This is a genomic window from Leptolyngbya sp. GGD (assembly GCF_026735145.1).
GTDB lineage: Bacteria > Cyanobacteriota > Cyanobacteriia > Leptolyngbyales > Leptolyngbyaceae > Leptolyngbya > Leptolyngbya boryana.
In genome coordinates this window covers 473,054-498,334 of record NZ_JAPQKE010000002.1, presented here as the reverse complement: position 1 = coordinate 498,334, position 25,281 = coordinate 473,054, and the positions used below count along the sequence as shown (strand labels likewise).

General features: G+C 45.6%; 29 protein-coding genes. 10 read left to right on the top strand and 19 right to left on the bottom strand.

All coding sequences use genetic code 11. The annotated features are described in order from the left end of the window. Nucleotides 1-4 precede the first annotated feature (4 nt). Both treY and OU814_RS11350 read left to right on the top strand, forming a co-directional pair. Complete coding sequence (gene treY / locus OU814_RS11355; RefSeq protein WP_268182841.1) at nt 5-2,764, top strand: malto-oligosyltrehalose synthase; 2,760 nt, start codon at nt 5-7, stop codon at nt 2,762-2,764. An 11-nt stretch (nt 2,765-2,775) separates the two neighbouring features. Beyond that, a complete protein-coding gene (locus OU814_RS11350; RefSeq protein WP_268182839.1) occupies nt 2,776-3,507 on the top strand; it encodes a lipoate--protein ligase family protein in 732 nt (243 codons plus the stop codon). Here OU814_RS11350 and OU814_RS11345 read toward each other — a convergent pair. Then, entirely contained in the window at nt 3,474-3,821 is a 348-nt protein-coding gene (locus tag OU814_RS11345) for a HepT-like ribonuclease domain-containing protein (RefSeq protein ID WP_268182837.1), read from the bottom strand. The genes OU814_RS11350 and OU814_RS11345 overlap by 34 nt on opposite strands. Then, nucleotides 3,811-4,140, bottom strand: coding sequence for a nucleotidyltransferase family protein (locus tag OU814_RS11340; protein WP_268182835.1), 330 nt, complete (start codon nt 4,138-4,140; stop codon nt 3,811-3,813). Before OU814_RS11340 ends, OU814_RS11345 begins: the two co-directional genes overlap by 11 nt. A 262-nt stretch (nt 4,141-4,402) precedes the next feature. On the opposite strand from OU814_RS11340, the gene OU814_RS11335 reads away from it, so the two are divergent. Beyond that, a complete protein-coding gene (locus tag OU814_RS11335; protein ID WP_268182833.1) occupies nt 4,403-4,501 on the top strand; it encodes an element excision factor XisI family protein in 99 nt (32 codons plus the stop codon). Between the two features lie 96 nt (nt 4,502-4,597). Here the strand turns inward: OU814_RS11335 and leuB are convergent, their stop codons facing one another. Genes leuB through OU814_RS11315 form a run of 4 tightly spaced genes read right to left on the bottom strand, consistent with a single transcriptional unit; the run spans nt 4,598 to nt 7,250 of the window. Then, a complete protein-coding gene (gene leuB, locus OU814_RS11330; RefSeq protein WP_268182831.1) occupies nt 4,598-5,677 on the bottom strand; it encodes a 3-isopropylmalate dehydrogenase in 1,080 nt (359 codons plus the stop codon). A gap of 50 nt (nt 5,678-5,727) precedes the next feature. Beyond that, the gene (locus OU814_RS11325) at nt 5,728-5,850 is read right to left on the bottom strand and encodes a hypothetical protein (RefSeq protein ID WP_017286065.1); all 123 of its coding nucleotides are present in this window, start codon (nt 5,848-5,850) and stop codon (nt 5,728-5,730) included. Then, on the bottom strand, nt 5,847-6,791 hold the full coding sequence (locus tag OU814_RS11320) for a metal ABC transporter solute-binding protein, Zn/Mn family (RefSeq protein WP_268182826.1): 945 nt from the start codon (nt 6,789-6,791) through the stop codon (nt 5,847-5,849). The genes OU814_RS11325 and OU814_RS11320 overlap by 4 nt, the downstream gene beginning before the upstream one ends. A 3-nt stretch (nt 6,792-6,794) precedes the next feature. Continuing rightward, the gene (locus OU814_RS11315) at nt 6,795-7,250 is read right to left on the bottom strand and encodes a hypothetical protein (RefSeq protein ID WP_017286063.1); all 456 of its coding nucleotides are present in this window, start codon (nt 7,248-7,250) and stop codon (nt 6,795-6,797) included. A 179-nt stretch (nt 7,251-7,429) separates the two neighbouring features. Here OU814_RS11315 and cobS point away from each other — a divergent pair, with 179 nt between their 5' ends. After that, complete coding sequence (gene cobS / locus OU814_RS11310) at nt 7,430-8,152, top strand: adenosylcobinamide-GDP ribazoletransferase (protein ID WP_268182824.1); 723 nt, start codon at nt 7,430-7,432, stop codon at nt 8,150-8,152. Here the strand turns inward: cobS and OU814_RS11305 are convergent. From OU814_RS11305 to OU814_RS11295, 3 genes are all read right to left on the bottom strand, one after another. Beyond that, on the bottom strand, nt 8,126-8,914 hold the full coding sequence (locus tag OU814_RS11305; RefSeq protein ID WP_190653861.1) for an ion transporter: 789 nt from the start codon (nt 8,912-8,914) through the stop codon (nt 8,126-8,128). The two genes, cobS and OU814_RS11305, sit on opposite strands and share 27 nt — an antisense overlap. A 195-nt stretch (nt 8,915-9,109) precedes the next feature. Next, a complete protein-coding gene (locus OU814_RS11300; RefSeq protein ID WP_017286060.1) occupies nt 9,110-10,282 on the bottom strand; it encodes a sugar phosphate nucleotidyltransferase in 1,173 nt (390 codons plus the stop codon). A gap of 46 nt (nt 10,283-10,328) precedes the next feature. Beyond that, entirely contained in the window at nt 10,329-10,457 is a 129-nt protein-coding gene (locus tag OU814_RS11295) for a hypothetical protein (protein ID WP_263970820.1), read from the bottom strand. Between the two features lie 228 nt (nt 10,458-10,685). Here OU814_RS11295 and OU814_RS11290 point away from each other — a divergent pair, with 228 nt between their 5' ends. After that, complete coding sequence (locus OU814_RS11290; RefSeq protein WP_017286058.1) at nt 10,686-10,913, top strand: indolepyruvate ferredoxin oxidoreductase subunit alpha; 228 nt, start codon at nt 10,686-10,688, stop codon at nt 10,911-10,913. Between the two features lie 195 nt (nt 10,914-11,108). Further along, nucleotides 11,109-11,834 carry an ABC transporter ATP-binding protein gene (locus OU814_RS11285; RefSeq protein ID WP_268182818.1) on the top strand — a complete coding sequence of 242 codons (726 nt, stop codon included), beginning with the start codon at nt 11,109-11,111 and terminating at the stop codon, nt 11,832-11,834. Here the strand turns inward: OU814_RS11285 and mutY are convergent. Together mutY and OU814_RS11275 are read right to left on the bottom strand one after the other, a co-directional pair. After that, nucleotides 11,811-12,869: an A/G-specific adenine glycosylase gene (mutY, locus tag OU814_RS11280; protein WP_268183956.1), complete on the bottom strand. Its 1,059-nt coding sequence runs from the start codon at nt 12,867-12,869 to the stop codon at nt 11,811-11,813. The genes OU814_RS11285 and mutY overlap by 24 nt on opposite strands. A gap of 55 nt (nt 12,870-12,924) precedes the next feature. Then, a complete protein-coding gene (locus OU814_RS11275; RefSeq protein ID WP_017286055.1) occupies nt 12,925-13,248 on the bottom strand; it encodes a DUF760 domain-containing protein in 324 nt (107 codons plus the stop codon). Nucleotides 13,249-13,616: 368 nt separating this feature from the next. Here OU814_RS11275 and OU814_RS11270 point away from each other — a divergent pair, with 368 nt between their 5' ends. The 3 genes from OU814_RS11270 to OU814_RS11260 all read left to right on the top strand — a co-directional run bounded on the left by OU814_RS11270 (nt 13,617) and on the right by OU814_RS11260 (nt 15,805). Continuing rightward, a complete protein-coding gene (locus OU814_RS11270) occupies nt 13,617-13,793 on the top strand; it encodes a hypothetical protein (RefSeq protein WP_154660820.1) in 177 nt (58 codons plus the stop codon). Nucleotides 13,794-13,929: 136 nt separating this feature from the next. Further along, nucleotides 13,930-14,574 (top strand): DUF3318 domain-containing protein, encoded by a 645-nt coding sequence (locus tag OU814_RS11265; protein WP_051077757.1) that lies wholly within the window; start codon nt 13,930-13,932, stop codon nt 14,572-14,574. 151 nt (nt 14,575-14,725) lie between these two features. Then, nucleotides 14,726-15,805 (top strand): peptidoglycan-binding domain-containing protein, encoded by a 1,080-nt coding sequence (locus tag OU814_RS11260; protein ID WP_017286053.1) that lies wholly within the window; start codon nt 14,726-14,728, stop codon nt 15,803-15,805. Nucleotides 15,806-15,840: 35 nt separating this feature from the next. Here the strand turns inward: OU814_RS11260 and OU814_RS11255 are convergent, their stop codons facing one another. Together OU814_RS11255 and OU814_RS11250 are read right to left on the bottom strand one after the other, a co-directional pair. Beyond that, entirely contained in the window at nt 15,841-19,857 is a 4,017-nt protein-coding gene (locus OU814_RS11255) for a non-ribosomal peptide synthetase (RefSeq protein ID WP_268182814.1), read from the bottom strand. Nucleotides 19,858-20,323: 466 nt separating this feature from the next. Then, on the bottom strand, nt 20,324-20,575 hold the full coding sequence (locus OU814_RS11250) for a hypothetical protein (RefSeq protein ID WP_017286051.1): 252 nt from the start codon (nt 20,573-20,575) through the stop codon (nt 20,324-20,326). 301 nt (nt 20,576-20,876) lie between these two features. Here OU814_RS11250 and OU814_RS11245 point away from each other — a divergent pair, with 301 nt between their 5' ends. Then, nucleotides 20,877-22,322, top strand: coding sequence for a serine/threonine protein kinase (locus OU814_RS11245; RefSeq protein ID WP_268182811.1), 1,446 nt, complete (start codon nt 20,877-20,879; stop codon nt 22,320-22,322). 62 nt (nt 22,323-22,384) lie between these two features. Here the strand turns inward: OU814_RS11245 and OU814_RS11240 are convergent, their stop codons facing one another. The 6 genes from OU814_RS11240 to OU814_RS31365 all read right to left on the bottom strand — a co-directional run bounded on the left by OU814_RS11240 (nt 22,385) and on the right by OU814_RS31365 (nt 25,189). Further along, nucleotides 22,385-22,597, bottom strand: coding sequence for a hypothetical protein (locus tag OU814_RS11240; protein WP_268182809.1), 213 nt, complete (start codon nt 22,595-22,597; stop codon nt 22,385-22,387). Nucleotides 22,598-22,611: 14 nt separating this feature from the next. Beyond that, nucleotides 22,612-23,406: a RecB family exonuclease gene (locus OU814_RS11235; protein ID WP_026148383.1), complete on the bottom strand. Its 795-nt coding sequence runs from the start codon at nt 23,404-23,406 to the stop codon at nt 22,612-22,614. 51 nt (nt 23,407-23,457) lie between these two features. Further along, nucleotides 23,458-23,682 (bottom strand): DUF2811 domain-containing protein, encoded by a 225-nt coding sequence (locus tag OU814_RS11230; protein WP_017286048.1) that lies wholly within the window; start codon nt 23,680-23,682, stop codon nt 23,458-23,460. A 568-nt stretch (nt 23,683-24,250) separates the two neighbouring features. Beyond that, entirely contained in the window at nt 24,251-24,499 is a 249-nt protein-coding gene (locus OU814_RS11225; protein WP_268182805.1) for a hypothetical protein, read from the bottom strand. Nucleotides 24,500-24,536: 37 nt separating this feature from the next. Beyond that, the gene (locus OU814_RS11220; protein WP_442786142.1) at nt 24,537-25,052 is read right to left on the bottom strand and encodes a hypothetical protein; all 516 of its coding nucleotides are present in this window, start codon (nt 25,050-25,052) and stop codon (nt 24,537-24,539) included. Further along, a complete protein-coding gene (locus OU814_RS31365; protein ID WP_442786144.1) occupies nt 24,968-25,189 on the bottom strand; it encodes a Rieske 2Fe-2S domain-containing protein in 222 nt (73 codons plus the stop codon). Before OU814_RS31365 ends, OU814_RS11220 begins: the two co-directional genes overlap by 85 nt. Between the last annotated feature and the right edge of the window lie 92 nt (nt 25,190-25,281).

Below are 25,281 nucleotides of genomic sequence, written 5' to 3'. Positions count from 1 at the left end.
TAATATGCGAATTCCAAACTCAACTTATCGAATTCAATTTAGCTCAGAGTTTCCATTCAAATCGGCTGAGAAAATTGTTGGATACCTAGCAAAACTCGGCATTACTGAGCTATACGCCTCACCGATCTTCAAAGCAAAATCTGGTAGCACTCACGGATACGATGTCGTTGATCCAACCCAGATTAATCCTGAGCTAGGAGGACAAGCAGCCTTTGATCAGTTAGTTTCAAAGCTTCAGTCTCATCAACTCGGGTGGCTGCAAGATATCGTGCCCAATCATATGTCCTATGACGCTAACAATCTCTATTTAATGGATGTTTTAGAGAATGGCTCAGATTCAGATTACGTACAGTATTTTGATTTGGCTTGGAATTCGCCGTTTGGAAGTAGCCAAGAGCCAATCTTAGCGCCTTTGCTTGGAGATTTTTATGGGTCTTGTCTAGAAAATGGCGATATTCAAATTCAATACGATCAAAACGGTTTAACTGTAAATTACTACAGCTTAAAAATTCCGCTCAAGCTTGAATCCTATTCAACTTTTATAGCAAGCAACTTAGGGAAACTCGCAAAATCTCTAGGTCGAAGACATCCCGATTTTGTCAAACTTCTAGCTGTTCTGTTTGTATTGAGAAGTTTGCCATCTGAATCAGGCGGCAAGCAGCGACAAGACCAATCCGAATTTGTCAAAGGAATGCTTTGGGAGTTGTATGAAAGCAATTCAGAAGTCAAAGCTTTTATCGATGACAATATTCGATTCTTTAACGGAGAAGCTGGAAATCCTCGAAGCGTGGATCTCTTAGACAAACTACTTTCTGAACAGTTCTTTCGCTTGTCTTATTGGAAAGTTGGCGCAGAAGAGATTAACTACCGGAGATTCTTCACAGTCAACGAATTGATTTCTGTCAAAGTTGAAGAGCTAAAAGTCTTTAACGAGACGCATAATTTCCTCAGCCAGATGGTAGAACAGGGCAAATTTACAGGGCTAAGAATTGATCATATTGACGGATTATATAATCCCAAAGAGTATTTAGATCGCCTGAAAGAAAAGAATCCAGAAACTTATATTGTCGCAGAAAAAATCTTACAGCCTGGAGAAGATATCCCGAAGAATTGGAATATTCAAGGTACTTCAGGCTATGACTATTTGAACTATCTCAATAGCGTTTTCTGCAATATTGAGAACGAGGAAAAATTTGACAGAATTTATCAGGCTATTCAAGAGCGATCGCTTGATTTTGAGCAAGTCGCGCTTGAGAAGAAACATTTAATTCTCGATAAGAATCTAGCTGGAGATCTTGATAATTTAGCAGCACTTTTGAAAGATATTTCGCTCAAAGATCGCTATGGAAATGATTTCACAATTAACGGCTTAAAACGAGCGATCGCCGAAGTTCTCACTCAGTTTTCAATCTATCGAACTTATACAACCGAGGCAGGCGTATCCGACTCTGATCGCACTTATATTCAAACTGCGATCGAGACTGCCAGAGAAAACGCACCCTTCTCTCAAAAAGAGCTAGATTTCCTTGAAAAAGTACTACTACTTGACTATGACGACTCACTGATTCAAACCGACAAAGACAAATGGCTTTACTTTGCTATGCGTGTACAACAGTACACAGGCCCCCTGATGGCAAAGGGTGTTGAAGATACAGCATTCTATGTCTTCAATCGCTTAATTTCACTCAATGAAGTCGGGGGCGATCCGGGTCGCTTTGGCATTAGTGCAGCAGAATTTCATCAGTTCAATCAGTATCGCCAACAGCATTGGCATACTGCAATGAATGCAAGTTCGACCCACGATACGAAGCGAGGTGAAGACATTCGCGCCCGCCTCAATGTGCTATCCGAAATTCCGGATGAGTGGCAAGCTCAACTACAGAAATGGCGCGATCTAAATGCAGAACATAAGGTACGTGGCAAAAGAGGTAACATGCCTTCTGCAAATGACGAATATGCTTTCTATCAAACGATTTTAGGAGCATATCCATTTCAGGAAAGCGAGATGCCTGGATTTGTCGATCGCATTGAACAATGTGCGATCAAATCAATTCGAGAAGCAAAAGTCCATACTGCTTGGCTGCGACCGAATCAACCTTACGAAGAGGCTTGCTCGAACTTTGTCAAAGCTATTTTGAACAGCGATCGCTTTCTCACAGAGTTTCTATCCTTCCAACAAAAAATCGCGCACTACGGACTGTTTAATTCACTGTCTCAAACCTTGATTAAGCTGACTTCACCAGGGATTCCCGATATTTATCAAGGATCTGAACTGTGGGATTTAAGTTTAGTCGATCCAGACAATCGTCGCCCGGTTGACTTTGAGCTACGCGCATCTTTTCTCGATGAGATTCAAGCCTCGACCGATCGTTTGTCTCTGATTCAGAAACTACTCGCAACCCGTCAAACTGGACAAATCAAGCAGTTTCTCATTACCCAAGTTCTCAAACTTCGGAATCAGTATGCTTCGACTTTTCTCAACGGCGATTACCTTCCCCTTGAGGTAACTGGCAAATTCAAAAATCACATTATTGCATTTGCCAGAAAAGATTCAGAAAAAACGATCGTCACCATTGCTCCTCGATTCTTCAGTCGCTTGATTCAAGTCGAACAACTCCCGATCGCGGAAATTTGGGAAGATACTGCGATCGCACTTCCGGGAACAAGTTGGCGAGATGCGATCGCCGATATCGAACATAATGGAGAAGCTGTATTCGTCAAAGATATCTTGAAGTATTGCTCGATCGCATTACTGCATGATTAGAAGAGGTTGGTGTGGATAAATGGCGGCTCATTCCTTGCATTGAAGCTTCTGGACAGGTGCAAATGGCGATCGATACCTGGTTACTCGAACAACATCGAATGCACCGTCATCCACCAACTCTACGCTTCTATACTTGGTCGCCTGCTGCGATTTCCTTAGGCTATCATCAGCGTCAATTTCCTGAATTTTGGAAGTCTTTAACTTGGCAAGGACAAGCGATCGAGCTAGTTCGTCGTCCTAGTGGAGGCAGAGCCGTTTTACATCAGGGAGATCTAACTTATGCCGTGATTACGTCTGGACTCGGCAGCAATCGAATGCAGGCATATCAAGCGATTTGTGAGTTTTTGATCCAAGGATGGAAGCAGCTAGGAATTGAACTCCAGTACGGCGAAGCAGGGCGCGGCTACATTCACAATCCGAATTGCTTTGGAACTGCGACTGGAGCCGATTTAGTCACGAAAGATGGCGTGAAATTGATTGGGAGCGCTCAACTGAGAAGAGAAGGCGCGATTTTGCAACATGGTTCGATGCGGATTAAACCGGATGCAAAATTGTTTGCTCAAGTGTTTGAGCAAGAGATTGATGTGATTGATGTAGGAATGTCGATCGATGCAATTACTAATACTCTGACTCAAGCAGCAAGAGAGCATTTCAAAATTAATCTTGTAGTGCGAGACCTCACAGATTCCGAATGGTCTGAGATTGCAGCCTATGCTTCATCTGGTAAGAGCAGTTTTAGCTGAGCTAGGAGAATATTGAGTTCTACGGTTACGATCGCCCAAATCCGATCCTGCTGCACTTGCTCATAACGATGGGCGATAACATTTCTCAGACCGATCGTGTTACGCCAATCGATTTCTGCATGGGCTTGCTGGAAAGCTCCAGAGACTCTACGAGCCGCTTCACCAAGTATTTCTAGTCCGCGCTCAACAGCCATTTGATCACGCCGACTGTTGAGATAGTCCTCGTAACTTAGCGGTGCGATGAATTCTTGAATGAGTTGAATTGCCTGCACCATATCCCATAGAGCAGCAAAATCTCGATCGCTAGGCTGCATAGAGGACTTGATGAGTGCGAAGAATTTCAGAGCGTCGAAAAGGGTTTTTGAGGTCGCGCTTTTCGAGTAAGTCAACAGGTCTACCAATGAGCGATTCTAATTCTCGCTGTAGATTCATCAGATCAAACAATGACCAACCATCGTTCGGTACAAAAGTCACTAAGATATCTACATCACTATCTGGGCGAAAATCTTCTCGCAAGATGGAACCAAATAGAGCAAACTCAGCAATTTTCCAGCGCTGGCAGAGTGCTACGATTTGTTCTGAAGTGACTCCTAAGCGTTCTGTTAAATTCACGTGAGAACTAGAGATTGGCATCGTCGGTTTGTACGATTCAGAATTGCTTGCCTCTATTGTGACTTAAAACGAAAAGACCGATCGCAACATTGCTGTAAAAATGGTATCGCTTTTGAGATTGCCAGGATTCGTAATAATCTGAATTAAGGGAGAAATTGGGATTTATCATTCACTGCCAAATCATTCAGAAAACCATTCATCATTATGCAAGTCTCAACAGCAGTGACAGCTCAGCGGAAGTCATTGCTATTTGTGACCCTGTAGATGACATTTATTATGATTCATGGCTGGACTAACATTAGGTCGAGTCCATTCCGTCCCTGTTCATCTGCGTCTCAAGAATGGCAAAATCTGGCTGGAATGGGACGGAACGGATCGATAAACCGCTCAACAACTCATTGATGCAGGTATAGCTCAAGAAGATATTGCTCGCTTTCTATGGCTCAGAACGTCGAGGAATTATCAGCTTTGAGATCACTTAAAGCGCAGCAACCAAAGCATCCCCGATCGCTTGACATCCTACTAGCGTATTGCCTTCAGACATAATATCGCCCGTCCGATAGCCTTGGTCTAGCACCTTCAGCACAGCTTGCTCAATATGAGTTGCCGCATCCGGTTGATTAAAGCTATAGCGCAACATCATTGCAGCACTCAAAACTTGAGCGAGTGGGTTCGCTTTATCCTGTCCAGCAATGTCAGGCGCAGAACCATGCACAGGCTCATATACACCCGGTGCTGAAGCTCCTAAACTTGCAGAAGGCAACATTCCGATACTGCCCGTCAGCATTGCTGCGGCATCAGAGAGAATATCGCCAAATAAATTACTCGTCACAATCGTATCAAACTGCTTTGGCGCGCGAACTAATTGCATCGCAGCATTGTCCACATACAAATGCGAGAGTTCGACATCGGGATATTCAATCGCTAGAGCAGTCATGCGATCGCGCCAAAGCTGCGACACTTCCAAGACATTTGCTTTATCGACTGAGCATAACCGCTTCGATCGCTTTTGCGCCGTTTCAAACGCCACTCGACCAATGCGATCGATTTCCGATTCGGTATACGCCATCGTATTCACGCCTCGTTTCTCACCCGTCTCCGTTGTGAAAATACCTCTAGGTTGACCAAAGTAAATTCCGCCCGTTAATTCGCGCACAACCATAATGTCAACGCCTTCAACGATTTCCCGCTTCAAAGTAGAAGCATCAATCAATTGCGGCAAAATCGTGGCAGGACGTAGATTTGCGAAAAGGTGTAAGCCCGATCGTAATCCTAATAATCCAGTTTCAGGGCGTAAATGGCGGGGTAAAGTATCCCACTTGTAGCCCCCGATCGCAGCGAGCAAAACCGCATCACTTTTCTTACAAGTTTCCAGGGTTGCAGCAGGTAAAGGTTCTCCAGTCGCATCGATCGCTGCTCCACCAATCAGTGCCTCTTGAAACTCAAAGCTGAGATCAAATTTTTCAGAGATCGTTTTTAAGACCCGAACGGCAACTGCCATAATCTCAGGGCCGATGCCATCACCGGGTAGAAGCGTGATGCGATACTGCTGTGTCATAGTGCGCGTTTAAAAGAGTAGCGCAAAGTATCATATCGCAAGACCATCAACTACTTGTCAGATTGATCTTTTTTCCAAGGATTTTTTGTCCCCATTTCTGTCCAAGCAGAAAAGATAAGATACAGAATCAGAACACCCGCACCAATCAGAAACGAAACGATTTCATCATTCATGGTTTAAACGGCGTGATTTTCCCGCCCAGTGCTTCAACGATCGTCGTTGTATTCGCTGCCATCATTTTGATATAAGTCTCGCCCTCACTACCCCGCGCTCCAATTGAGTCAGAATACAACTGGTTTGGAGCCAGTTTCACGCCCGCTTCTTGTGCCACTGTTTGAATCAAGGCAGGATTAATCGTAGTTTCTGCAAAAATGGCAGGAACACGAGCAGACTGAATCACTTGCACCAGTTTTTGCACAGTTTGCGCGCTCGGCTGTTCTTCGGTACTGATGCCGATTAAAGTGCCCATGATCGTTAAGTTGTAAGCTTTGCCAAAATACTGAAACGCATCATGCGTCGTCACCAACCGCCGACTCTGCGCCGGAATAGTTTGCACCTGCTGCTTGATCCAAGTATCTAATCGATTTAGATCAGCAATTAAGCGATCGGCATTTTGATTGATTGTTTCTCGATCGTTCTGAGCTAATGGAATCAACGCATCTCGAATTGCAGCAGCCATTTTTGCCACATTCTGAACGTCTCCCCACACATGGGGATCTGGAACTTTCTGACCTTCTTTTTCGAGTTGCAACGGCGGCACAACTTCCCCGATCGCAACTTGTTTGACATTGGCACCTGCCGCCTTCATCAAACGAATTAGGCCCGGCTCTAAGTTATACCCGTTGTAGAGAATTAAGTCCGCCTTCTCCATTGCTGCGGTGTCAGCCGGAACAGGCTCATACGTATGGGGATCGGCTCCGGGTTTGAGAATGCCGATGACCTCAATCGCTTCAGTTGCGATCGCTGTTGCCAAATCCGTCAAAATTGTACTCGTCGAAACGACGCGCGGTTTTTGATTTGCGGGACGTTCTGATTGACCACACCCATGTAGCCACGTTGCTACAAGACTGCTTACCAACAAGGCGTTAAACTGCCGCCGACCGGAAGTTCTCATAAACTAAAGCGAAAAATTTTCTTCGTCGTCAATCTGCACATCTAGGCTAGCAGACAATACTTCAGCAACCATTGCCTCAAGTTCTGCCACATTAATGCCGCGATTCGATTGCTCCTGCATCGGATTCGACAAAGGAATTAAGCGCAATTGGCGATCGTCTTGAATTAAATCAAAATAGGAGTCCGCTTCAAGCTTGCTCAATTGCAAATAGTCAAAACTATGGACATTGAGATATAGCGCATGATTCGCAACCATGGTCGCGCGATGCGGATCGGCAAAAACTTCTAGGACACAGCCTTCTCCTTCGCTTCTGGTTTTGCCGTCTTGAATGTGGATGTAGCGAACCCGATTAAGATCAGTCAACACCCGTTGCATATCTTGCTTATCGACGATCGTGCCGTCATCGATAATACAGGGAGCGGGAATTCGAGATGGGCGGGAAAGTGAATCGTGACTCATGACAGCAACATAGTCGATGGGGGTTGGGTCGCACTCAACAAACCAAATCAGGCAAATGAAACCAGGCTCGATCTGTAACTTCAGTTAGATGCTTCCTAAAGCAATTATGGCTGTAAATCGCAAATGCGATCCTGCCAGAAGGTATTAGAAGTTTACGTTATGTAAATTAATTCTGAACAATGTTTACGAAAGTATTAAGTCAATGCCTTGCAGCGCTTACCTTTTATACATGTTTGCCGCTTCCAGTCTCTGCCAACTTAGAGTTTCGGGGGATTGCAAGATTCGCGCCTTTGGTCGGATTGACAATTGGTGGATTGATCGGCGGTTTAGATTGGGGTTTGGCTTGGCTCGGGATGCCGATATTGACCCGCAGCGCGATCGATGTTGCAGCTTGGGTGGCGATTACAGGCGGATTGCATCTGGATGGCGCAATGGATACTGCCGACGGACTCGCCGTGATGAATCCTGAGCGCCGTTTAGAAGTGATGGCAGATAGCGCTACGGGCGCGTTTGGCGCAATGACTGCTGTGATTTTGTTATTGCTCAAAACTGTGGCATTGAGCGAAATTGCAACGGGTCGAGTTTGGATTTTAATGGCGGTTGCAGGCTGGGGACGTTGGGGACAGTTGGTCGCGATCGCGAAATATCCCTATCTCAAACCCACTGGAAAAGGCGCATTTCACAAAGAAGCGATTGAGTCAATTTGGGAAGCAGTTCCGACATTGCTGATTTTGATGGGATTTAGCTTGATGGTGCGTCCGGGCATGGTGATCGGTAGCGCGATCGCTGTTGCAGTCGGAGCTTTGCTCAATCGGAAATTAGGCGGTCAGACCGGAGATACATATGGAGCGATCGTCGAATGGACAGAGGCTCTATTACTCTGCACGTTGACTGTGCTGTAATTGAGTCCCACATTTTTTGCAGAAATTTGCATCAGAATCGTGAGACGCTAACCCACACTTTGAGCAAACCGTTTCAATTTGATTCGTTGTTTTGACGAGGCGTTTGATCAACTCCCCAAGTTGCCAAGGCACTAAAATTAGCCCTGTGAGAATCATCGAAATCGTGAGAAGCCGCCCAGTTTGAGAAACAGGTGTAATATCGCCCAGTCCTGCGGTTGAGATAGTCGAAATTGAGAAATAAACCGCATTAAGAAAAGTTGAAAATTGCGGATTTAGCGTATGTTCGACTTGGTAAATTAAGCCAGAATAGACAAAAACAATTGAGAAGACGGTAAATAGAATTCGCGTGTAAATTGCGCTGTCTTCACTGCTGACATATCCGAAAATCGTTTTCCCTTGAATAAACCGAATTAGCCTCAAGATTCGGAACCAGCGGAATAATCTTAAATAGCCTGCATTTGCGCCGATCAAGAAAGGCGCGATCGACAATAAATCAATTATTGAATAAAGACTAAATATAAATTCTAATTTCTTTTCTGCACACCATATTCTTAAGCCGTATTCAATCACAAAGATCGCAAGAATTATGTTCTCAATTTCCGAAAGTGCTTCTCGAATTTCGCTCGGAATTGAATAAGTCTGAGCGACGAAAATGCCCGAAGAGACTAAAACAAGTGCTGTAATAAAAAGCGTGACGGCTCGCCCTAAAGGTGTCTCAATATCTTCTAAATAGAAAGCGACTTTCTCACGCAACTGCATCATAGTCATCAAAAATGCTGAAATTGATGCTGAATAACTTTTTTCCTGTTACACATTTTCAGAGATCCTCCGAGCTTCTCAATTTCACGGAGAAGCAGGAGAATCAAATTTGTGACCTGAGAAAATTATTCAACATCAGCCATTGTGACTTAAATTTCAGCATTGAGCCGTGCAAGGTTTTCAATGATCAACCAAGGATCAAAGCGCACCTTTGCCAACATTCAGCAGTTCCGCGATCGCGCGATGCTCCTCGGTCGGATGACTGGGAAACTGATGTCGTGCATCCGTAATCAGCCAATCGAGCGATGCAGCTTGCACATCGATCGTCGCTCCCGTCTTATCAACACAATACCGACCAAACACCAATTTATCGACCAAACGCACGCCCGGTCCTAACCGCGAATAATCGAAAATCACACTATTATCGACCGTCGCTCCGCTGCACACCCAGCAGTTTGGTCCAATCATCGCTGGGCCGACAATCTTTGCCCCGTCCTCAATGCAGGTCATACTGCCAATATAAACCGGACCTTGAATATCCACCTTGTCCCAGTTCACACAGACATTCAGACCCGTATAAACGCCCGGTGCAACTTCCTTGCCCGGAATCGGAACATTTTTCACTTCGCCTTGCAGCACGCTGCGAATGGCATGCCAGTAGTCTGGAACCTTCCCAATATCAACCCACTCAAACTCCATCGGCAGCGCATAGAACGGCGCATCCATTTCGACGAGTTTCGGGAACAGTTCGCCCCCAATGTCGTATTCCTGATTGGAAGGAATATAGTTAAAAATTTCCGGCTCGAAAATATAGATTCCAGTATTGATATTCGTACTCAGTGCTTCTTCAACCGAAGGCTTCTCCTGAAACGCCTTAATCTTGCCAGATTCATCGGTGACGACCACGCCATAGCTCGATACTTCTTCGCGCGGAACAGGCTTGGAGATAATGGTTGCGATCGATCCTTTTTCTCGATGCCACTTCACTGCCGCAGTCAAGTCGAGATCAATCAACGCATCGCCACACAAGACCACAAACGTATCATCAAAAAACGGCGAAAAGTCTTGAATCTTCTTCATTCCGCCCGCAGAGCCGAGCGCTTCCCCGATCAATTCACCATCGACAATACTGCCTTCAAACGAATAGGCAATCTCGACGCCGAAGCGTTGCCCATCGCGGAAATAATTCTCAATTTCATGAGCAAGGTGGCTCACATTGACCATGATTTGGTCGAAGCCGTGTTGCCGGAGCAACTCCAATAAAAATTCCATTACAGGCTTTTGCAGGATCGGAATCATGGGTTTCGGAGTCGTATAGGTAATCGGTCGAACTCTCGTGCCCTTTCCGGCTGCCAGAATCATGGCTTTCATAAATCGTTATTCTCCAACCCTACGCCATCAATTTTCATACGATCGCTTAACAAACTGGACAATTTGCTGCCTGATTCGGACTTAAATCAAGCCAGTCCACTCGCTGGAGCACGATCACTCCCCAGAGGTTTGTGCCAGACCGTCCCAATGTCAACCCTAACGTACCCAAGTTCATCTTGAATTCATCTGAAAGACAGTTTCTATCAAGATGCGATGAAGCATACAGTTGACCGATCGCTGACATTCTTGCATTATCGCTGATAGCTTCCGGAATCTATCAGTACGGATGATTTCTAAGCCTGAGAATCCGATGCAGATTCGCCCCATAAGCGTGACAAGTGTACGAGAATAGATATCCGGGACAACCGTCCTACCTGTCGATTTGCTCAGAGAGAAGAACACTGTGTCTCATACGATCGTTACAAATATCTGCGAAGGCGTTGCCGATTGCGTCGATGCTTGTCCAGTTGCCTGCATTCATGAAGGGCCTGGCAAAAATACAAAAGGCACAGATTGGTACTGGATTGATTTCACGACCTGTATTGATTGCGGGATCTGTCTCCAAGTCTGTCCGGTTGAAGGCGCGATCTTGCCCGAAGAACGCCCTGATCTGCAATCTACACCGCAGTAAGCGGCAATTCAAACCGCGCAATGTTTGAGTTGTAAAGGCTAAAAGAGTGGGGAGTGGGGAGTAGAAAAAATTACCCCCTACTCCCTACTCCCCACCCAATTTAGGACTGCCACAAGCCCTCAAGTCATCTGCAAACTTCCGCGAATGCCGAAGGATGTTAGAGTTGCTAATTGATCCTTCCGCATTTCGGTTCTTATGACCTCGCCAATTCTTGATGTCCAAAATGTTCACGCAGGCTATGTAAAAGATCTCGACATTTTGCAAGGCGCAAACATGCGGGTGTATCCGGGTGAATTGGTGGCGATTATTGGACCGAATGGAGCCGGAAAGTCAACGCTGGCAAAAACCGTGTTCGGTTTGCTGACTCCCCATACGGGCAGCATTCATTTCAAAGGTCAGAATATTACTGGCTTGCGATCGGATCAGATCGTCCGCCAAGGCATGTGTTACGTTCCCCAAATCGCAAATGTATTTCCGTCGTTGTCGATCGAAGAAAATTTGGAAATGGGTGCATTTGTCCGCGATGAGCCTTTACAGCCGCTCAAAGATGAAATCTATATGCGATTCCCTCGCCTCGCAGAACGCCGGAAACAACGGGCAGGAACCCTATCGGGCGGGGAGCGGCAAATGTTAGCAATGGGGAAGGCACTGATGCTGAAACCAGATTTACTGTTACTCGATGAACCTTCAGCCGCATTATCTCCCATTCTCGTCAATAGCGTTTTTGAGCAGATTCGCCAAATTAATCGCGATGGAACGGCAATCGTCCTAGTCGAACAAAATGCCCGGAAAGCTCTAGAAATGGCAGATCGCGGCTACGTTTTAGAAGCAGGACGCGATCGCTTTGAAGGCGCAGGCTCTGAGTTATTAAACAATCCCAAAGTGGCAGAACTCTATCTAGGAGCCGGAAAAGCTCATTGAGCGCAGCGCTTCGATAATTTTGATGTTCGCTTTCGGGAAAGGATAGTCCGATAACTCATCAATAGAAACCCAGCGAATCTCATCACATTCGATCGCTTGGGGTTCGCCTGCTAAATATTGACAGTGATGCACATTCAAGGTGACTCGAAAATGAGTGTAGGTATGATCGACGACGATGAGTTGTTCGCCTACTGCAATGTCGATCGCTAATTCTTCTCGGATTTCTCGCTGAATACATTCCTCGATCGTTTCTCCGGGTTCTAACTTTCCGCCCGGAAATTCCCACAATCCCCCGAGTAAGCCTTCGGGTTTTCGGCGATCGATTAAAATGCGCTGATCCTTCCAAATCACCGCAACACCAATAACTTTATGAGGAATCGCTGTACGAGTTTCTGACATAGGTAGCTCCGACTGAACTCCTAGATTGTAAGCCTTGCAGTGCGATCGCCAAGGACAAACCAAACAGGCTGGATTTTTCGGTGTGCAAACCGTTGCCCCTAAGTCCATCAATGCCTGATTAAAGTCACGCCCGTTTTCGGGATCAATCAATTGATCGGAAATCGCCCAGAGTTGCGTCAAAGCCTTATTTGGAACCTTGTCTAATGCAATCAATCGCGCTAAAACTCGTTTGACATTGCCATCGAGAATCGAAATCGGTTGATTAAACGCCGCACTGAGAATTCCCCCTGCGGTCGTTCGTCCAATTCCAGGCAGTGCTTGGATGCTATCCAAATCAGTTGGAAACCCAGTTTCAGCAATTTGCTTTGCCGCCCGATGCAGATTGCGAGCGCGAGCATAGTAGCCTAAACCTTCCCAAGCTTTTAGCACTGTTTGCAATTCAGCATCAGCAAGACTCTGCACTGAAGGAAATTGTTGTATCCAGCGATCGAAATACGGGATCACCGTTTTCACCTGAGTCTGCTGAAGCATAATTTCCGAAATCCAGATCCGATAAGGATCTCGTGTCTCGCGCCAAGGGAGAGAACGCCCCGATGTTGCATACCAATCCAGTAAGCGCGATCGCAATTCAGACACCAAAAAATTCGGCAGAGAGAAACTCCCTGCCGAGCTAGAGGACTTTATCGATTTCTTATTGGACATCTGACCATGATTTTTCCAATGCCAACCGCTGTTCAGCGCTTTTCAGGAAGTATCCGCTCATCATTGCCGACGCGAGCAATCTGCCTAAAGACTCGCGGTTCGTCGTAATCATCACATCAAAACTTTCAGGAGGCAGACCGCCCAACAGCCCGATAATGTTGCGCTCCATCACTTGCAGCACTTCAGGTGAGGACGGCTTAGAAAGTTGAGCGATCGTTTCAGGCTCAAGCGACTGTACATATTGAAGCAGCTTACCGCTAGCATCGCCCGCACCTTGAAGAAACTCAGGAAGTTGATTAGAAGTATCGTTCACAGTCTGTACCTCGCAACTGAGGATCAAATTTCAATCTCGATTAACCTTACTTTAGCAAAGCACTTGCTGTGCCACAGTCAGTAGAACCGTACAGCCCAAGTTCGGAAATAACGATGTTGAGAGTAGAAACTCGATCGCTCAACCAGCATCTACCCCGAGGTAGACAAAAATCCTTGCAAGATTCACCCAAAACAGCATTATGTATCCGTTGCTACATGAGAGTTATCAGGATTGTTTATGAGCAACAGAAACCTGGGAAAAATTAGCTAAAATTATTCATACAGTGAAATGTATTTCTCTGACCTGGGTTAACTAGGAAAGAATCAGGGCTTTCCTGCTGAACCTTATTGAGTTGGTTAAAACGCTCTATGCACATAGGTAGTGAGGCTACCGCTCCGAAACGATCGCATCCCGTATCTGCCAATTTTGTTGTCAATCTTGTTGGAACTGCGATCGCATTGATTACGTTGATTTTACCGATCGTGGTCATTTCCCACTACGCGCCAGAGAGTCCCCAACCCATACCCACCAAACTATCGAATTAATTGAAAAGATTCGGTTCGCACGACTTGCTTGATAAGACTTTTATCAGGCAGAATGAATTCACCTATACCCATCCTCCGTAGAATCGCTAAGATCGCAATATTATGAGGATAGGCGTTCATTCTGAGGCTGAAGTCCATGACATCTTATGCAACCTCGTCCGCTAGAGCCGACATGAGCGAGTTACGTCGCTTGAAGACCCTGCTACCCCCGGAACTGCAGAGTTGGGTCACGATCGAAACAACGACCGCGGTCAATCCTCCACTGATCACCTGTGAGGAAATCGGTCGGGATGAGATCGAGATCCAAATTGATATGCCGAAATGGGATCAGTTGGCGATCGACCAACGAAATCTCTTGTTTTGGCATGAAGTCGCGCGAGTTCAAGCGGACACGATCCCGAAAGACGGTTGGGAGATGGCAGCATTAGCGATCGGGCTTGGCGGCGCAGTCGGGGAACTGTGGGTACAAGATGGATTGTTATTGCTGTTAGCGATGGGATTATCGGGGGTTGCTGGCTGGCGACTCTATCAGAAGAACAACAGCGAGAAGAATGTCAAAGAAGCGATCGAAGCCGACGAGCGCGCTATCCAATTAGCAACTCGCTTCGGCTACACTTTGCCGAATGCTTACAAGAGTTTGGGCAGCGCGTTAAAGACTTTAATTGATCAAACTCCCAAAAAGAGACAGCGCGCAAAATATCAGGCGCGTCTGGATGCACTGAAGAAGAGTGCAGCAAAAGCCAAAGCGAAGATGCGATCGGCAGCTCCGGCAGATTTTTAGGGATCTTCTATCGCCCTACTCCCCCACAAAAGAATCAATCCTTCAAGGATGTAACGTATTTTGACCAACCGTTACATCCTTTTTTTCAGCCGCTCAGTATGATGGATCGCGAGGCGATTTACAAACGCCTGCATTGGTTTCAGGAGAGAGTATGGCATTTAATATCAATGCTTTAAGATTACCCGTGATTCAGCGTGGCTCGACTGGGGCAGCCGTTGGTGCATGGCAGCGATTTTTACAAGATCAAAATTTCCCGATCGGGGCTGTCGATAATGGCTTCGGTAGTGTGAGCGATCGAGTTACAAAAGATTACCAGCAAAAGAACGGTTTAATCGCCGATGGAATTGTGGGCAATGCGACCTATACCAAAGCGCTGAGTCAAGGATTTATCTATCGCGTCGCCGATCTAAGCGCAGCCATGTTGCTGAGTTATTTGAACTACGGTGCAGCAGAAGTGCGGGATTTACAGCGGAGCCTTAATGTCATTGGGCGGCTCAATCCAGCTTTAACCTTAGATGGAAATTTTGGGCTAGGTAGTACGAAAGGCATGACCGAAGCCTACAAAATTTTGGATGTGAATTTTCGACCTCGATTAGATGCTACGCTTTCAGCCGCAACAAAACAGAAGCTAGGTAGCGATTATGCGCCGGGGCTAGCAATTCTGACAGAGTATGCTCGACGGCAGAGAGCGAGGCTAAGCGGGGCGCAATGGGTACGATTTTTTCCCGCGAGTCAGTCGATCGATGATTTGGCATCTCCATTCCGTCAAAGAGTGCGCGCATTTGAAAAAGCGCTGAAAGATGCAGGAGCAGAGATCGAAGTTACGAATACCTACCGACCCCCTCAGCGGGCTTACATGATGCACTATGCGGTGCAATTGAACAATCGAGACTTTGCTCCGTGGGATGTGCCGCCGATGGTGGGAGTTGATATTGATTGGGTGCATTACACGGATGCGGCATCTTACCAAGCGGCACGAGACATGGTGAACGCATTTGGCATTGGAGGCAATCCAGCCGCACTCCAGTCTCGACATACTCAGGCTTTAGCGATCGATTGGATCGTCACTTGGAAGCCCCCACTACGAATGCAAAATGGGAATGGACAAATGGTGACTGTTCCAGGAACCGGAGATGCAAGTCAGAATGCCACACTCTGGGAGGTTGGGGCAACGTTTGGGGTGTACAAATTAGAGTACGATCCGCCGCACTGGTCAGTGGACGGATTTTAACGAGTCTGCAAGATTCCCCATCGGCGGATCGGACTTCACTTGAGGCGATATTGCTCCAGGTAGGCTTGAATCCGCTGCATCAGATCGCGCCCATTGTTGTGATACACCACAGTGTGGTGCGTTCCGCTGACCCGCTCGATCGAGAAGTCCCCCTTGAAAATATTGTCCCAGAAGGCTCTTGGAGCTAATCTCGACTTGAGCGAACTCAATGCTGCCTCAAACATCACAACTCGCCCAGAGTAAGGCTGTATCTCATAGCTTTGAACAGCACGTTGAATGGGTTTAGCAGGGGGTAAATTGACTTTCACTACTCGACCCCCGGTTTTCTGAGCGATTTTTTGATCTTCGATCGCGTGCCAATGTCGATCGAAGGCTCCGAGAATGCGACGGCGAATACTAGTTGTGTAAAGAACTACATTGCGTGCCGTAAGTTTTTGGTGCTGATATTGAGGGACACCCGGTCCAAAGGTTTCTACTAAAATCAAGAGTGCAACCTCTTGACCCTGCGATCGCAACATTTGAGCAATCTCTAAGGCAACATAGCCCCCAAAACAATAGCCTCCAATAAAATACGGTCCTTCAGGCTGAATATCCCGAATGCGATCGACATAACCTGCCGCCCAATCTTTAATATGAGTCTCTGGGTTTGTGACTTGCTGATAGCCAGATTCCAGCGCAAAAAATGGCTGCTCCGGATCAAGATGCGGAAGTAAATCGCCATAGTTCTGACACCAGAAGAGCGGTGGTTTTTTCCCATTCAACGGATTGATTTCGATAATTGCCCAGGGATCGATTTCTTGCCCATCTCGAATAATTTCGGCAAATTGGGCGATCGTAGGCGCTTGAAATAATGCAGCAACAGAAAACTGTCGCCCAAATGCTTTTTCCATCTGGTTGATCAGCTTCACTGCCGTAATAGAGTTGCCCCCTAAATCAAAGAAATTGTCCGTGGTCGCGATCGGTTGAATGTCCAATGCTTTTTCCCACATGAACATTAACTGCCGTTCCAGTGGATTCTGAGTGAGTTCAATGACATCATTACGCTCAACCCGAACAGCTTCCGGCATGGGCAAAGCTCGTCGATCGACCTTCCCATTTTGAGTCAAAGGAATTGCATCTAAAAATACGATCGCAGACGGAACCATGTACTCTGGCAGCTTCTCGCGCAGATGTTGTCGAACGTCATTTGCATCAAGTTTGGCTTGAGCCACAATATACGCGACGAGCCGTTTGTCTCCAGGTTGATCTTCTCGTGCCATGACGATCGCATCGGTAATCGATCGATGTTGTGAAAGCACACCTTCAATCTCACCTAGCTCAATTCGATAGCCTCGTACTTTGACTTGATGATCAATGCGTCCCAAAAATTCGATATTGCCATCTTCAAAGAACCGAGCGAGATCCCCAGTTCGATAGATTTTTGTACCGGGCACAAATGGGTTTGGCAAAAAGCGCTCTTCAGTTTTAACCGGATCAGTGTAGCCAACTGCTAAACAATCTCCTGCAATGTACAGTTCGCCAGTCACACCAATTGGGCAAGGGTTTAACTTGGCATCTAAAACATAGTACTGAGCATTCTGAATCGGTTTCCCATAAGGAATACTTTTCCAGTGCGGTTCAACGCGATCGATGCGATAGTAGTTCGACCAAACTGTTGCTTCTGTTGCACCGCCCAATGACACGACTTCAACACCTGGAAATGTCGTTTGCAATGCAGTTGGGAGCGTCACTGGAATCCAATCTCCACTCATAAACACAAGCCGCAGTGAAGAGGGACAATCGAGCAGGGACGGGAAAAACGATGAAAGCTGCTGTAATGCTGGCGGAGCAGAATCCCAAAACGTAATTGGCTCTGTTTTGAGAAGATTGATCAATACTTGAGGATCGCGCACATCATCACTCGAAGCAATTTGAATCGAGCCGCCTGCTGCAAGCAATCCAAAAATGTCATAGACCGAGAGATCAAAGCAAAGGGAAGTAATGAATAAAACTCGATCGCGATGATTCACGTTAAAGGTGCGATTCACCCATTCGATCAAATTGATCACAGGCTGATGCTTGACCACAACACCTTTTGGTGTCCCAGTTGAACCAGAAGTAAAAATTACATAGGCTGTATCTTCAGAAGTACAGTACAGAGGCAAGTTCTCGATCGAGGATTGTTGAATGTCTGCTTGTGTGGAAACTTTGACATCTGAAAAAACTGGATAGTTCACATCTAAACAAACAAGATGCTGTAAATTCCGCAAATACAATGACTCAAGTATTGCAACGTAGCGCACTTGAGTGATGACAACTTGAACAGCCAGCGATTCCAGAATCCATTCGATTCGAGCAGGTGGGAAACTTGTTTCTAATGGAATATAAGCAGCTCCAGCTTTGAGAATACCAAGCAGCGTAGGAATCATTTCCAAGCCGCGATCGAGAAAGACTGCGACAAACTGTCCAGCCCCGACTCCTAGCGATCGTAGATAGTGGGCAATCTGATTTGCTTGCTGATTCAGCTCAGCATAAGTTAGCGATTGTTGTCGGAAGACTGTTGCGATCGCATTGGGTGTTTTTTCAACCTGTGCCTCGAAAAGTTGATGTAAGCATTGCTGCGCTTGATAGTCTGCAGCCGTTGCATTCCAATCAAACAACAGTTGATGGCGTTCAGCAGCCGTAATTAGCGGCAGGTCGGACAAGGATTGCTGCGGATTGGCAATCATTCCATGCAAGAGCACCTGAAGATGATCTAACATGCGTTTGATCGTCTCAGGGGTAAATCTTGCTCGATCGTAAGAAATCTGTAACTCTAAAGCTGTTCCTAAACTTGCAATTAAGACTAATGGAAATGAAGGTTGTTCAATCAGCTTAAAGGAGCGGTGTTTACCTTGTTTCAGGCGATCGTTAAAGTTCTCATGTTCAAAGACGACAATACTTTCAAACAATCCTGTTCCACGGGGGACATCACTCCAATCCTGCACCAGAGACAAAGGTGTATTTTCATGAGGACGGACAGCAAGATGTTGCGATCGCAGTGCTTGTAGCCAAGGTAAAACCGTTGTTTCGTCTGTAATCTCTACGCGCACAGGCAGCGTATTCATCATTAATCCAATGATCGAGTCGCCATCGGGAAGTAAAGATCGGCGACAAGCTCTTGTTACTCCAAAAACAATAGATGTTTCATTGCTATAGCGATGTAAGAGTAATGCCCAAGCAGCTTGAACTAGAGTATTTGGCGTGATGTGATGTTGCTGAGCGAATGATTTCAGTTGTGCTGTCAATGAGATCGAGCAGTTTAATCGAGCAGTTCCATGCCCAGATTGGGTCTGTGTTTGATGCAGGGATGGAGCATGAAGTAAAGGAGTCGGAGTTGTGAATCCCTTGAGCAAGTCTTGCCAATACGATTTGGAATGCGACCAGTCTTGCTGATGAAGCTGCTCAATGTAATCTTGATAAGAGCGACGTGCAAGAAGCGGTTGTGCTGGATTATCGTACAGAGCAAAGACTTCTTGCAGAATCTGAGTGATCGATCGCCCATCTAACAGAATGTGATGGAATGTCCAAACGAACTGATACACATCAGGGGCGGTTTGGAAAAGCACAAATCGCATCAATGACCCAGAGAAATCAAATCCATTTTGGCGATCGCAGCGTAGAAATGCTTTGAATTTCCGAATTTGCTGATCTGCTGTGTTCGATCGCCAATCGTGGTACTGGATCGTGATTTCATCGACTGCTAGGACTTGCTGGATCGGCTCATTTTGTGCGTTCCAACCGAAGCGAGTTCTGAGAATGGGATGTCGATCGATTAGTTGCTGCCATGCCCGGGCGAAGCGATCAACCTCCAGATTCTCTTGTAGCCTGCAAACCACTTGTTCAATATCTACGCCAGAATTCGGTTCGTATCGGTGATGAAACAACATACCCTGCTGAATTGAAGAGAGCGCGTAAGTTGCTTCGACATGGGAAACTCTAGGTTGATCAACGGAATGATTTTTAGTGTGGGCAGAGGGAGAGATTGAAATTGAAGAAGCTGGGTAGGTTTGACTAGCTTTCGCTGTAAACATCGCATTTTCCGGATAGGGGTCAACTTGCGCTGTCTCACCCGATCAGACATGAGCGGGCTAAGCAGAAACGGCAAATAAAAGCAGGTTGAACTTGTCAATGTCTGAGTTCTGAGCAGTTTGTAAAATCGCTCGCAAAATACGTGTTATCACTGAGGAATCAGTCGATGAGCAGCAGCGAGGATTTAAGATAAGTGGAACATCAGTAATTTATTACACGCAGGAAGTGATACTTACGTAAGTTCTGTTCTTCTTCACTGAGTCTTATTTAGGTTCGGTCGTTTCTTTACCAATTTTGAATAATTATTTTCAGCTCTTCATCAAGATGCGTCCGACTTAAAGAGTAGAAAATTGGAAGTGATCTTATGTCAACGCGATAGAAATGAGTCTCAAATTTAGAATAGTGACGCAAAAAACGCGATCGAATCTTCCATTCGATCGCGCAGCAGCAAATCTCAGACTTCAAACCTTAGTACTCAAGAAACAGCATGTTCAAAGCTGAATCAGGAGCAGAATTTTTCTCAACAGAGACCAACTTAGGAGTAGACACTTGAGCGGATTGCTGCATCTCAGCAACTTGGCTTTCGAGGAAAGACAGGCGCTTTTGAATACGATGACGACGTTGTTCAATCGAATCCAGTTCACACTGGAGACGCTTTTTCTCGATCGATAGTTTGTACAGATTGAGATAAGCCGTTGCTTCAGTCTGGGGACGTGGCATCGTGCTGATCTTGGGGCGGGAGTCAGACAAAGAAATAGGACGCATGTAAGAAGACCACCTGATATGTAAGTTACAGAACTTACGCTAATATCTCGTCATCGTATTCGGACAGCAATTCACGCTCACGAGGGCATTGAGATCGTTACGTAACTTCCTTATTTGTAGAGTGCCTCAGCGTTTTTATTTAATAACAGATCCGCTTCATGATTTTTTTATAATCACTTTTTTAAAAAGCCGTGTTAGCTTAGTACATAAATACTGATATTTGTCTAGGCTTCAATCCTGGACAAGATGATTTGCGATGCGAACACCATTGTCTATTGAATCTGTTTTAGCCGATCGCTATTCCATTCTCAAGTTGCTTTACCTAGGAACAGTAGGCTGGGTGTATTTAGCGATCGATCAAACGACGAATAAGCTTTATGTTTTAGAAGAAACGACGACAGATTTGAATGAGCTTCAGGCAATTCTGACCAAATTAAACCTGCGGCATGTGGCGCAATATCAAGATGCGATCGTCGATTTTGATCGAGCCTATTTAATCCGAAATTATATTGAAGGACGCTCGTATCGAGAATTATTAGAACAGCAGCGCATCTTTTCTGAAACGGAAGTGATGCGTTTTTTGAAACAAGTCTTGTCGATTTTGCGATCGCTGTACCGTCTGAAAATTGCTCACTGTAGTATTTCACTCAATTCAATCATTCAGCGTGAAGATGGTTCGCTGATTTTGACAGAATTTACACAAGCTCATTTTGCGGAAACATTTGATCAGGATCTTTACTACTTAGCAGTAATCGCAATCGTGCTCTTAACCGGATGCGAACCCAAAGATCTCTATAATGAAGCGACAGGACAATGGGAATGGCAGGATTGGGAATCGGTTGATCCGCGCATTGTAAAAGTTCTCGATCGAATGTTGTCTGAGCATCAACGCTATTCTTCTGCAGCAAAAGTGATGCAAGCATTGTTTACACCTGATCAGAAAGATATTGCTTCAATTGTTTTTACTTTTGTGTTGATCGGGCTAGCAGCAATTTCTGCATATCGCTTGATCAATCACCTATCTAATTTACAGCCTGAACTCGTCACACCTCCGATCGCAATAAAAGCCGACTCAGCACCACCTGAAACAGTGGCGCAACGTTCTAAACGCTTGAACGTTTCACAGCAGTTGCTTTCCCAACTTACCGAAGAAACTTCTCAATCTTCAGAAGCACTCCTCAAGCAACTAGAGCTACTCAGCAAAGAAGCTCGTAGAGGGATGGGAACTTACAAGAGAGTAAACTATGATGCTTGGCAATCTAAGCGAAGTGTTAACCTTAGCAATCGCGCTATTGAAACACTCACCGATGCTCAGTTTGTCGCACTTTTCCCTGACCAGCAAGGTAAAATGCTCAATCCAAGAACTTTCGGACAAGTTTGGTATGCGATCGCATTCGATCAGACAAAGCAAGCTAAATCTGAACTGATCTCATCTCAAATGAGTGGAACACTCAAACAGGGAGTAGGTAAAGTTTACCGATCGCAATTCAAACAAGGGCAGACTATTGAGCTAAGCCTAACAGCACCTGCGGGTCAAATCGCAATTTGGATGTTCTCAGCAGAAGCATCGCTCATTAAAAACTCTAACCAATCGACCTGGAGTGGAAAGATTCAGCGATCGGGAATCTATGAATTGATTGTTGCACCAACAAGTACAACCCCAGTTCAATACGAGCTACAAATCGATGCTGTTGCTCACTGAGCACCCTAGCAAATTTGCTATGTACACCAGTAGAGGCATTGAATAACAGCCACCTGATAGCTCTAACTAAACTTCCGAATTCTCGGACGATCAGTAATCTTATCCTGCGTAACTTGACGGGTCGCCTTAGCAGCCCGAACAAATCGAACATTTGCCCAAGCGATCGCGCGGTACCCACTATAAGTCCAATCATCTCGATAAATTGAAATGAGAAACGGGGCGCTAGTAGCCTTCCTAGCGTAAGTAATAAAGCGATTCATCGTACTAACTACCATCAACAGGGAATAACTTACAGACCGAGAGCTAGCTGCAATTCGGGAGATGCGCTAGCTGTCGTCGGCAACGGAGCCGGATCAAGATTCACAGCTGAACAATAGCGAGAATACGCACAGCGATCGCATTGTTTACCGGGTGTTGGTTCCCACGTCTGGTCTTGACGCAGGCGCACAGCTAAATCTGAAATCACAGCCTGTACTTGCTTCTTGTGGCGATCAGTTGCCTTAAAGCGAACCTTCTCAGCCGATCTCAGAAACAATAAGCTTAAGTACTTCAGATTTTGGTGGTAGGTCTGCTCCAACGCCAGGTAATACAATCCGATCTGCAAATCCATTTCATCAGATTCCGGCACTTTCAACTCCCGGCTGGACTTGTAATCGATTAGCTCTAAACCATCGTCGAGATAGTCAATGCGATCGTAGCGTCCCGTAATGCAAAACTCGAGACTTTCTACTTGCAGAAAAGCTTGAATTCGTCCTTCAACCGCTAATGGTTTACGCAACGAAGGCTGATTTTGGATGAACGTCTCATAGTAGTTCTCCAACATTGATCGACCATCTTCAAACTGATTGGTCGTTAGGCCTTCGGAGGCTTCATCCCAACAGCGTAACACCCATGCTTGATCCGGGACTGAATCGTGGTAGTGCCAATCCCGATGAACCATTGCTAAGGCTTGATGCAACGCTGTTCCCAATGCGGCTGAACCGAAAAAATCGTTACTCGTCAGTCGTCGCTCGTACCGCAAATAGTACGCATAAGGACAGCGACTATATGCCTGGAGTTTTGTGGCAGAAATCTGATAAGGCATGGCTAAGGCAAACAAGGTTAAAAGCTGAAAACACGAAACTGAAAGATTGAACTAGAGTTGCTCAACCGGACGCTTGAAAATCGAATCGAGATAGATCCGTGCGGTTTGTCGATCGTTCTGACGCTCGTTTGCAGGACGGTTTTGCAACAAGAACAATGACAATGCCGCCGACATCACCCGATCTTGATCCCAGTCAGGACGGGTATCAAGAAAGGTTTGAAACGATTGATGCAGAGCTTCAGGAATTTCAACGAAAAGACTAATGTTGCTATCCATATCAAACCTCAAGAAGTGAAACGAGTGAAGAAACTATCCGTTTTTCTGAAAATTTGCATCAGAAACTTACGCCAGTCCGACCCCCTGCTTGATTTCCCCTCTCAAATGTGCGTTGTGGAAATCGTGTGTTTCGGTGCGGCTGTGCGCTCTTCGGTTAGTCGCTACATTCTGCGCGATCGCTGCAAGAAGATCAACATCAAGAAAAGTTAAGCTCGTCGGTTAGATCAAAGTTACTGAACGGCAGAATCGGTGTTTCAGCCATTTTTTCGTTACATGGCTTCACAAAATTGAGCGATTTTCAGCCCAGTTCGCCGGATTCGATGACTTATCCACAGTTCGCCGAAAAATGCCGATCTTAGCTCGATCTCCTGTGGAAAACTTTCAGTTTGGTGTGGAAAAAGTGTGGAAAAGAACTTGAAAACTTGTGGATTGTCTGTGGAGAGCGTGGGGAAAATCAAATTAATTGTAAAGTTTTGTAAAGATTTTCAGATCTTAGACTTAGGGCTGAGAGATCGACTTTTGATCCGGGAACCATGCAAAATTGATCGTTCCATTTCCGTTTTAGCAGCTAAGATCTGGAATTTGTCATCTCTGAAAAGTTGGCAAAATTGCGTCTTACCCAGTCCATACCAACTTCATTGTTGAGTTTGATATGTTGCGGACTGTCAGCATAGAGTTTGCCCAAAATATCTGCATCTTGTTCGACAACGGTTGCAGCGAGTTTCAGAACATTGTTTTTCAACAATCGAAACACAGGATTTTTGAATCTGCCATAAGCTAAGACATAAGTTCGTGTGTGCGTCTCAAATTCAGGCACAAAGATATGACACTGTTTAATGGTTCCGATGGGTGCTTCACCATGTAAAGATCACGATCGCTGGAAAGTAGTTTTCTAAATGTGCCCGAATGACTTTTGGCATTTCGAGTAACGCAGGATTTTTGAGAAGGTCTTGCCACTTGGGTTGAGCTCTTGGCATGTCATAGTACGCATGAGAATGCAAGCGTTGATCAATGAACCGCTTAAAGTCAATCCGTTCAATCTCAAATAAAGGTCGATGCGTTCCATTTTGATGGTTGTAATCGTGCATGTTTAACAACATGCTGAGCAAATCTGTTTTGACACTGCACTCTCCTGCAACTCCAGCAAATTCATAGTCTGCTGTAAACTCATTCAAGACATTTGGAATTGGCATTTTCGGCTCCACTCCGCCATAAGACCAAATCAAATCTCCCTGAATGATCAATTCCAGCGGTTTTAACAATGATTTCGTTGCTTTATTAGAACCTAGTAGCACCGTTGAGCCAGTCTGATCAAATTCCAGTGCATGAAAAGGACAAGCAATCGTACTACTGCCATCAGATTTCGCCACGCACCAGCCTTCAGACAGCATTGCACCCATGTTGGGCAAGCATTGGACAAGGCATGAATTTCGCCTTTGTAGTCTTGCCAGAGGACATAATCCCGACCGTACAGCGATACCTTTTTCGGCTGATTTGACTTCAGCATCGATCGATGAGCCCGCAACCAAAGCGATCCTTGCAGCATGTTCATGAGATTTTAATTAATTAATTTTTTAGTTAGTTTAGAAATCCGGTCTA

Excerpts from the sequence above, each read along its gene's own strand:
- OU814_RS11315 (WP_017286063.1), bottom strand. The coding sequence starts at position 7,250 with ATGAGTCACGATTCACTTTCCCGCCCATCTCGAATTCCCGCTCCCTGT.
- treY (WP_268182841.1), top strand. The coding sequence starts at position 5 with ATGCGAATTCCAAACTCAACTTATCGAATTCAATTTAGCTCAGAGTTT.
- OU814_RS11340 (WP_268182835.1), bottom strand. The coding sequence starts at position 4,140 with ATGCCAATCTCTAGTTCTCACGTGAATTTAACAGAACGCTTAGGAGTC.
- OU814_RS11325 (WP_017286065.1), bottom strand. The coding sequence starts at position 5,850 with ATGAATGATGAAATCGTTTCGTTTCTGATTGGTGCGGGTGTTCTGATT.
- OU814_RS11260 (WP_017286053.1), top strand. The coding sequence starts at position 14,726 with ATGGCATTTAATATCAATGCTTTAAGATTACCCGTGATTCAGCGTGGC.
- OU814_RS31365 (WP_442786144.1), bottom strand. The coding sequence starts at position 25,189 with ATGCTGAAGTCAAATCAGCCGAAAAAGGTATCGCTGTACGGTCGGGAT.
- leuB (WP_268182831.1), bottom strand. The coding sequence starts at position 5,677 with ATGACACAGCAGTATCGCATCACGCTTCTACCCGGTGATGGCATCGGC.
- OU814_RS11345 (WP_268182837.1), bottom strand. The coding sequence starts at position 3,821 with ATGCAGCCTAGCGATCGAGATTTTGCTGCTCTATGGGATATGGTGCAG.
- OU814_RS11265 (WP_051077757.1), top strand. The coding sequence starts at position 13,930 with ATGACATCTTATGCAACCTCGTCCGCTAGAGCCGACATGAGCGAGTTA.
- cobS (WP_268182824.1), top strand. The coding sequence starts at position 7,430 with ATGTTTACGAAAGTATTAAGTCAATGCCTTGCAGCGCTTACCTTTTAT.
- OU814_RS11240 (WP_268182809.1), bottom strand. The coding sequence starts at position 22,597 with ATGGTAGTTAGTACGATGAATCGCTTTATTACTTACGCTAGGAAGGCT.
- OU814_RS11295 (WP_263970820.1), bottom strand. The coding sequence starts at position 10,457 with ATGAACTTGGGTACGTTAGGGTTGACATTGGGACGGTCTGGCACAAAC.
- OU814_RS11270 (WP_154660820.1), top strand. The coding sequence starts at position 13,617 with ATGCACATAGGTAGTGAGGCTACCGCTCCGAAACGATCGCATCCCGTA.
- OU814_RS11335 (WP_268182833.1), top strand. The coding sequence starts at position 4,403 with ATGGCTGGACTAACATTAGGTCGAGTCCATTCCGTCCCTGTTCATCTG.
- OU814_RS11250 (WP_017286051.1), bottom strand. The coding sequence starts at position 20,575 with ATGCCACGTCCCCAGACTGAAGCAACGGCTTATCTCAATCTGTACAAA.
- OU814_RS11245 (WP_268182811.1), top strand. The coding sequence starts at position 20,877 with ATGCGAACACCATTGTCTATTGAATCTGTTTTAGCCGATCGCTATTCC.
- OU814_RS11230 (WP_017286048.1), bottom strand. The coding sequence starts at position 23,682 with ATGGATAGCAACATTAGTCTTTTCGTTGAAATTCCTGAAGCTCTGCAT.
- OU814_RS11305 (WP_190653861.1), bottom strand. The coding sequence starts at position 8,914 with ATGATGCAGTTGCGTGAGAAAGTCGCTTTCTATTTAGAAGATATTGAG.
- OU814_RS11255 (WP_268182814.1), bottom strand. The coding sequence starts at position 19,857 with ATGTTTACAGCGAAAGCTAGTCAAACCTACCCAGCTTCTTCAATTTCA.
- OU814_RS11235 (WP_026148383.1), bottom strand. The coding sequence starts at position 23,406 with ATGCCTTATCAGATTTCTGCCACAAAACTCCAGGCATATAGTCGCTGT.
- OU814_RS11320 (WP_268182826.1), bottom strand. The coding sequence starts at position 6,791 with ATGAGAACTTCCGGTCGGCGGCAGTTTAACGCCTTGTTGGTAAGCAGT.
- OU814_RS11285 (WP_268182818.1), top strand. The coding sequence starts at position 11,109 with ATGACCTCGCCAATTCTTGATGTCCAAAATGTTCACGCAGGCTATGTA.
- OU814_RS11300 (WP_017286060.1), bottom strand. The coding sequence starts at position 10,282 with ATGAAAGCCATGATTCTGGCAGCCGGAAAGGGCACGAGAGTTCGACCG.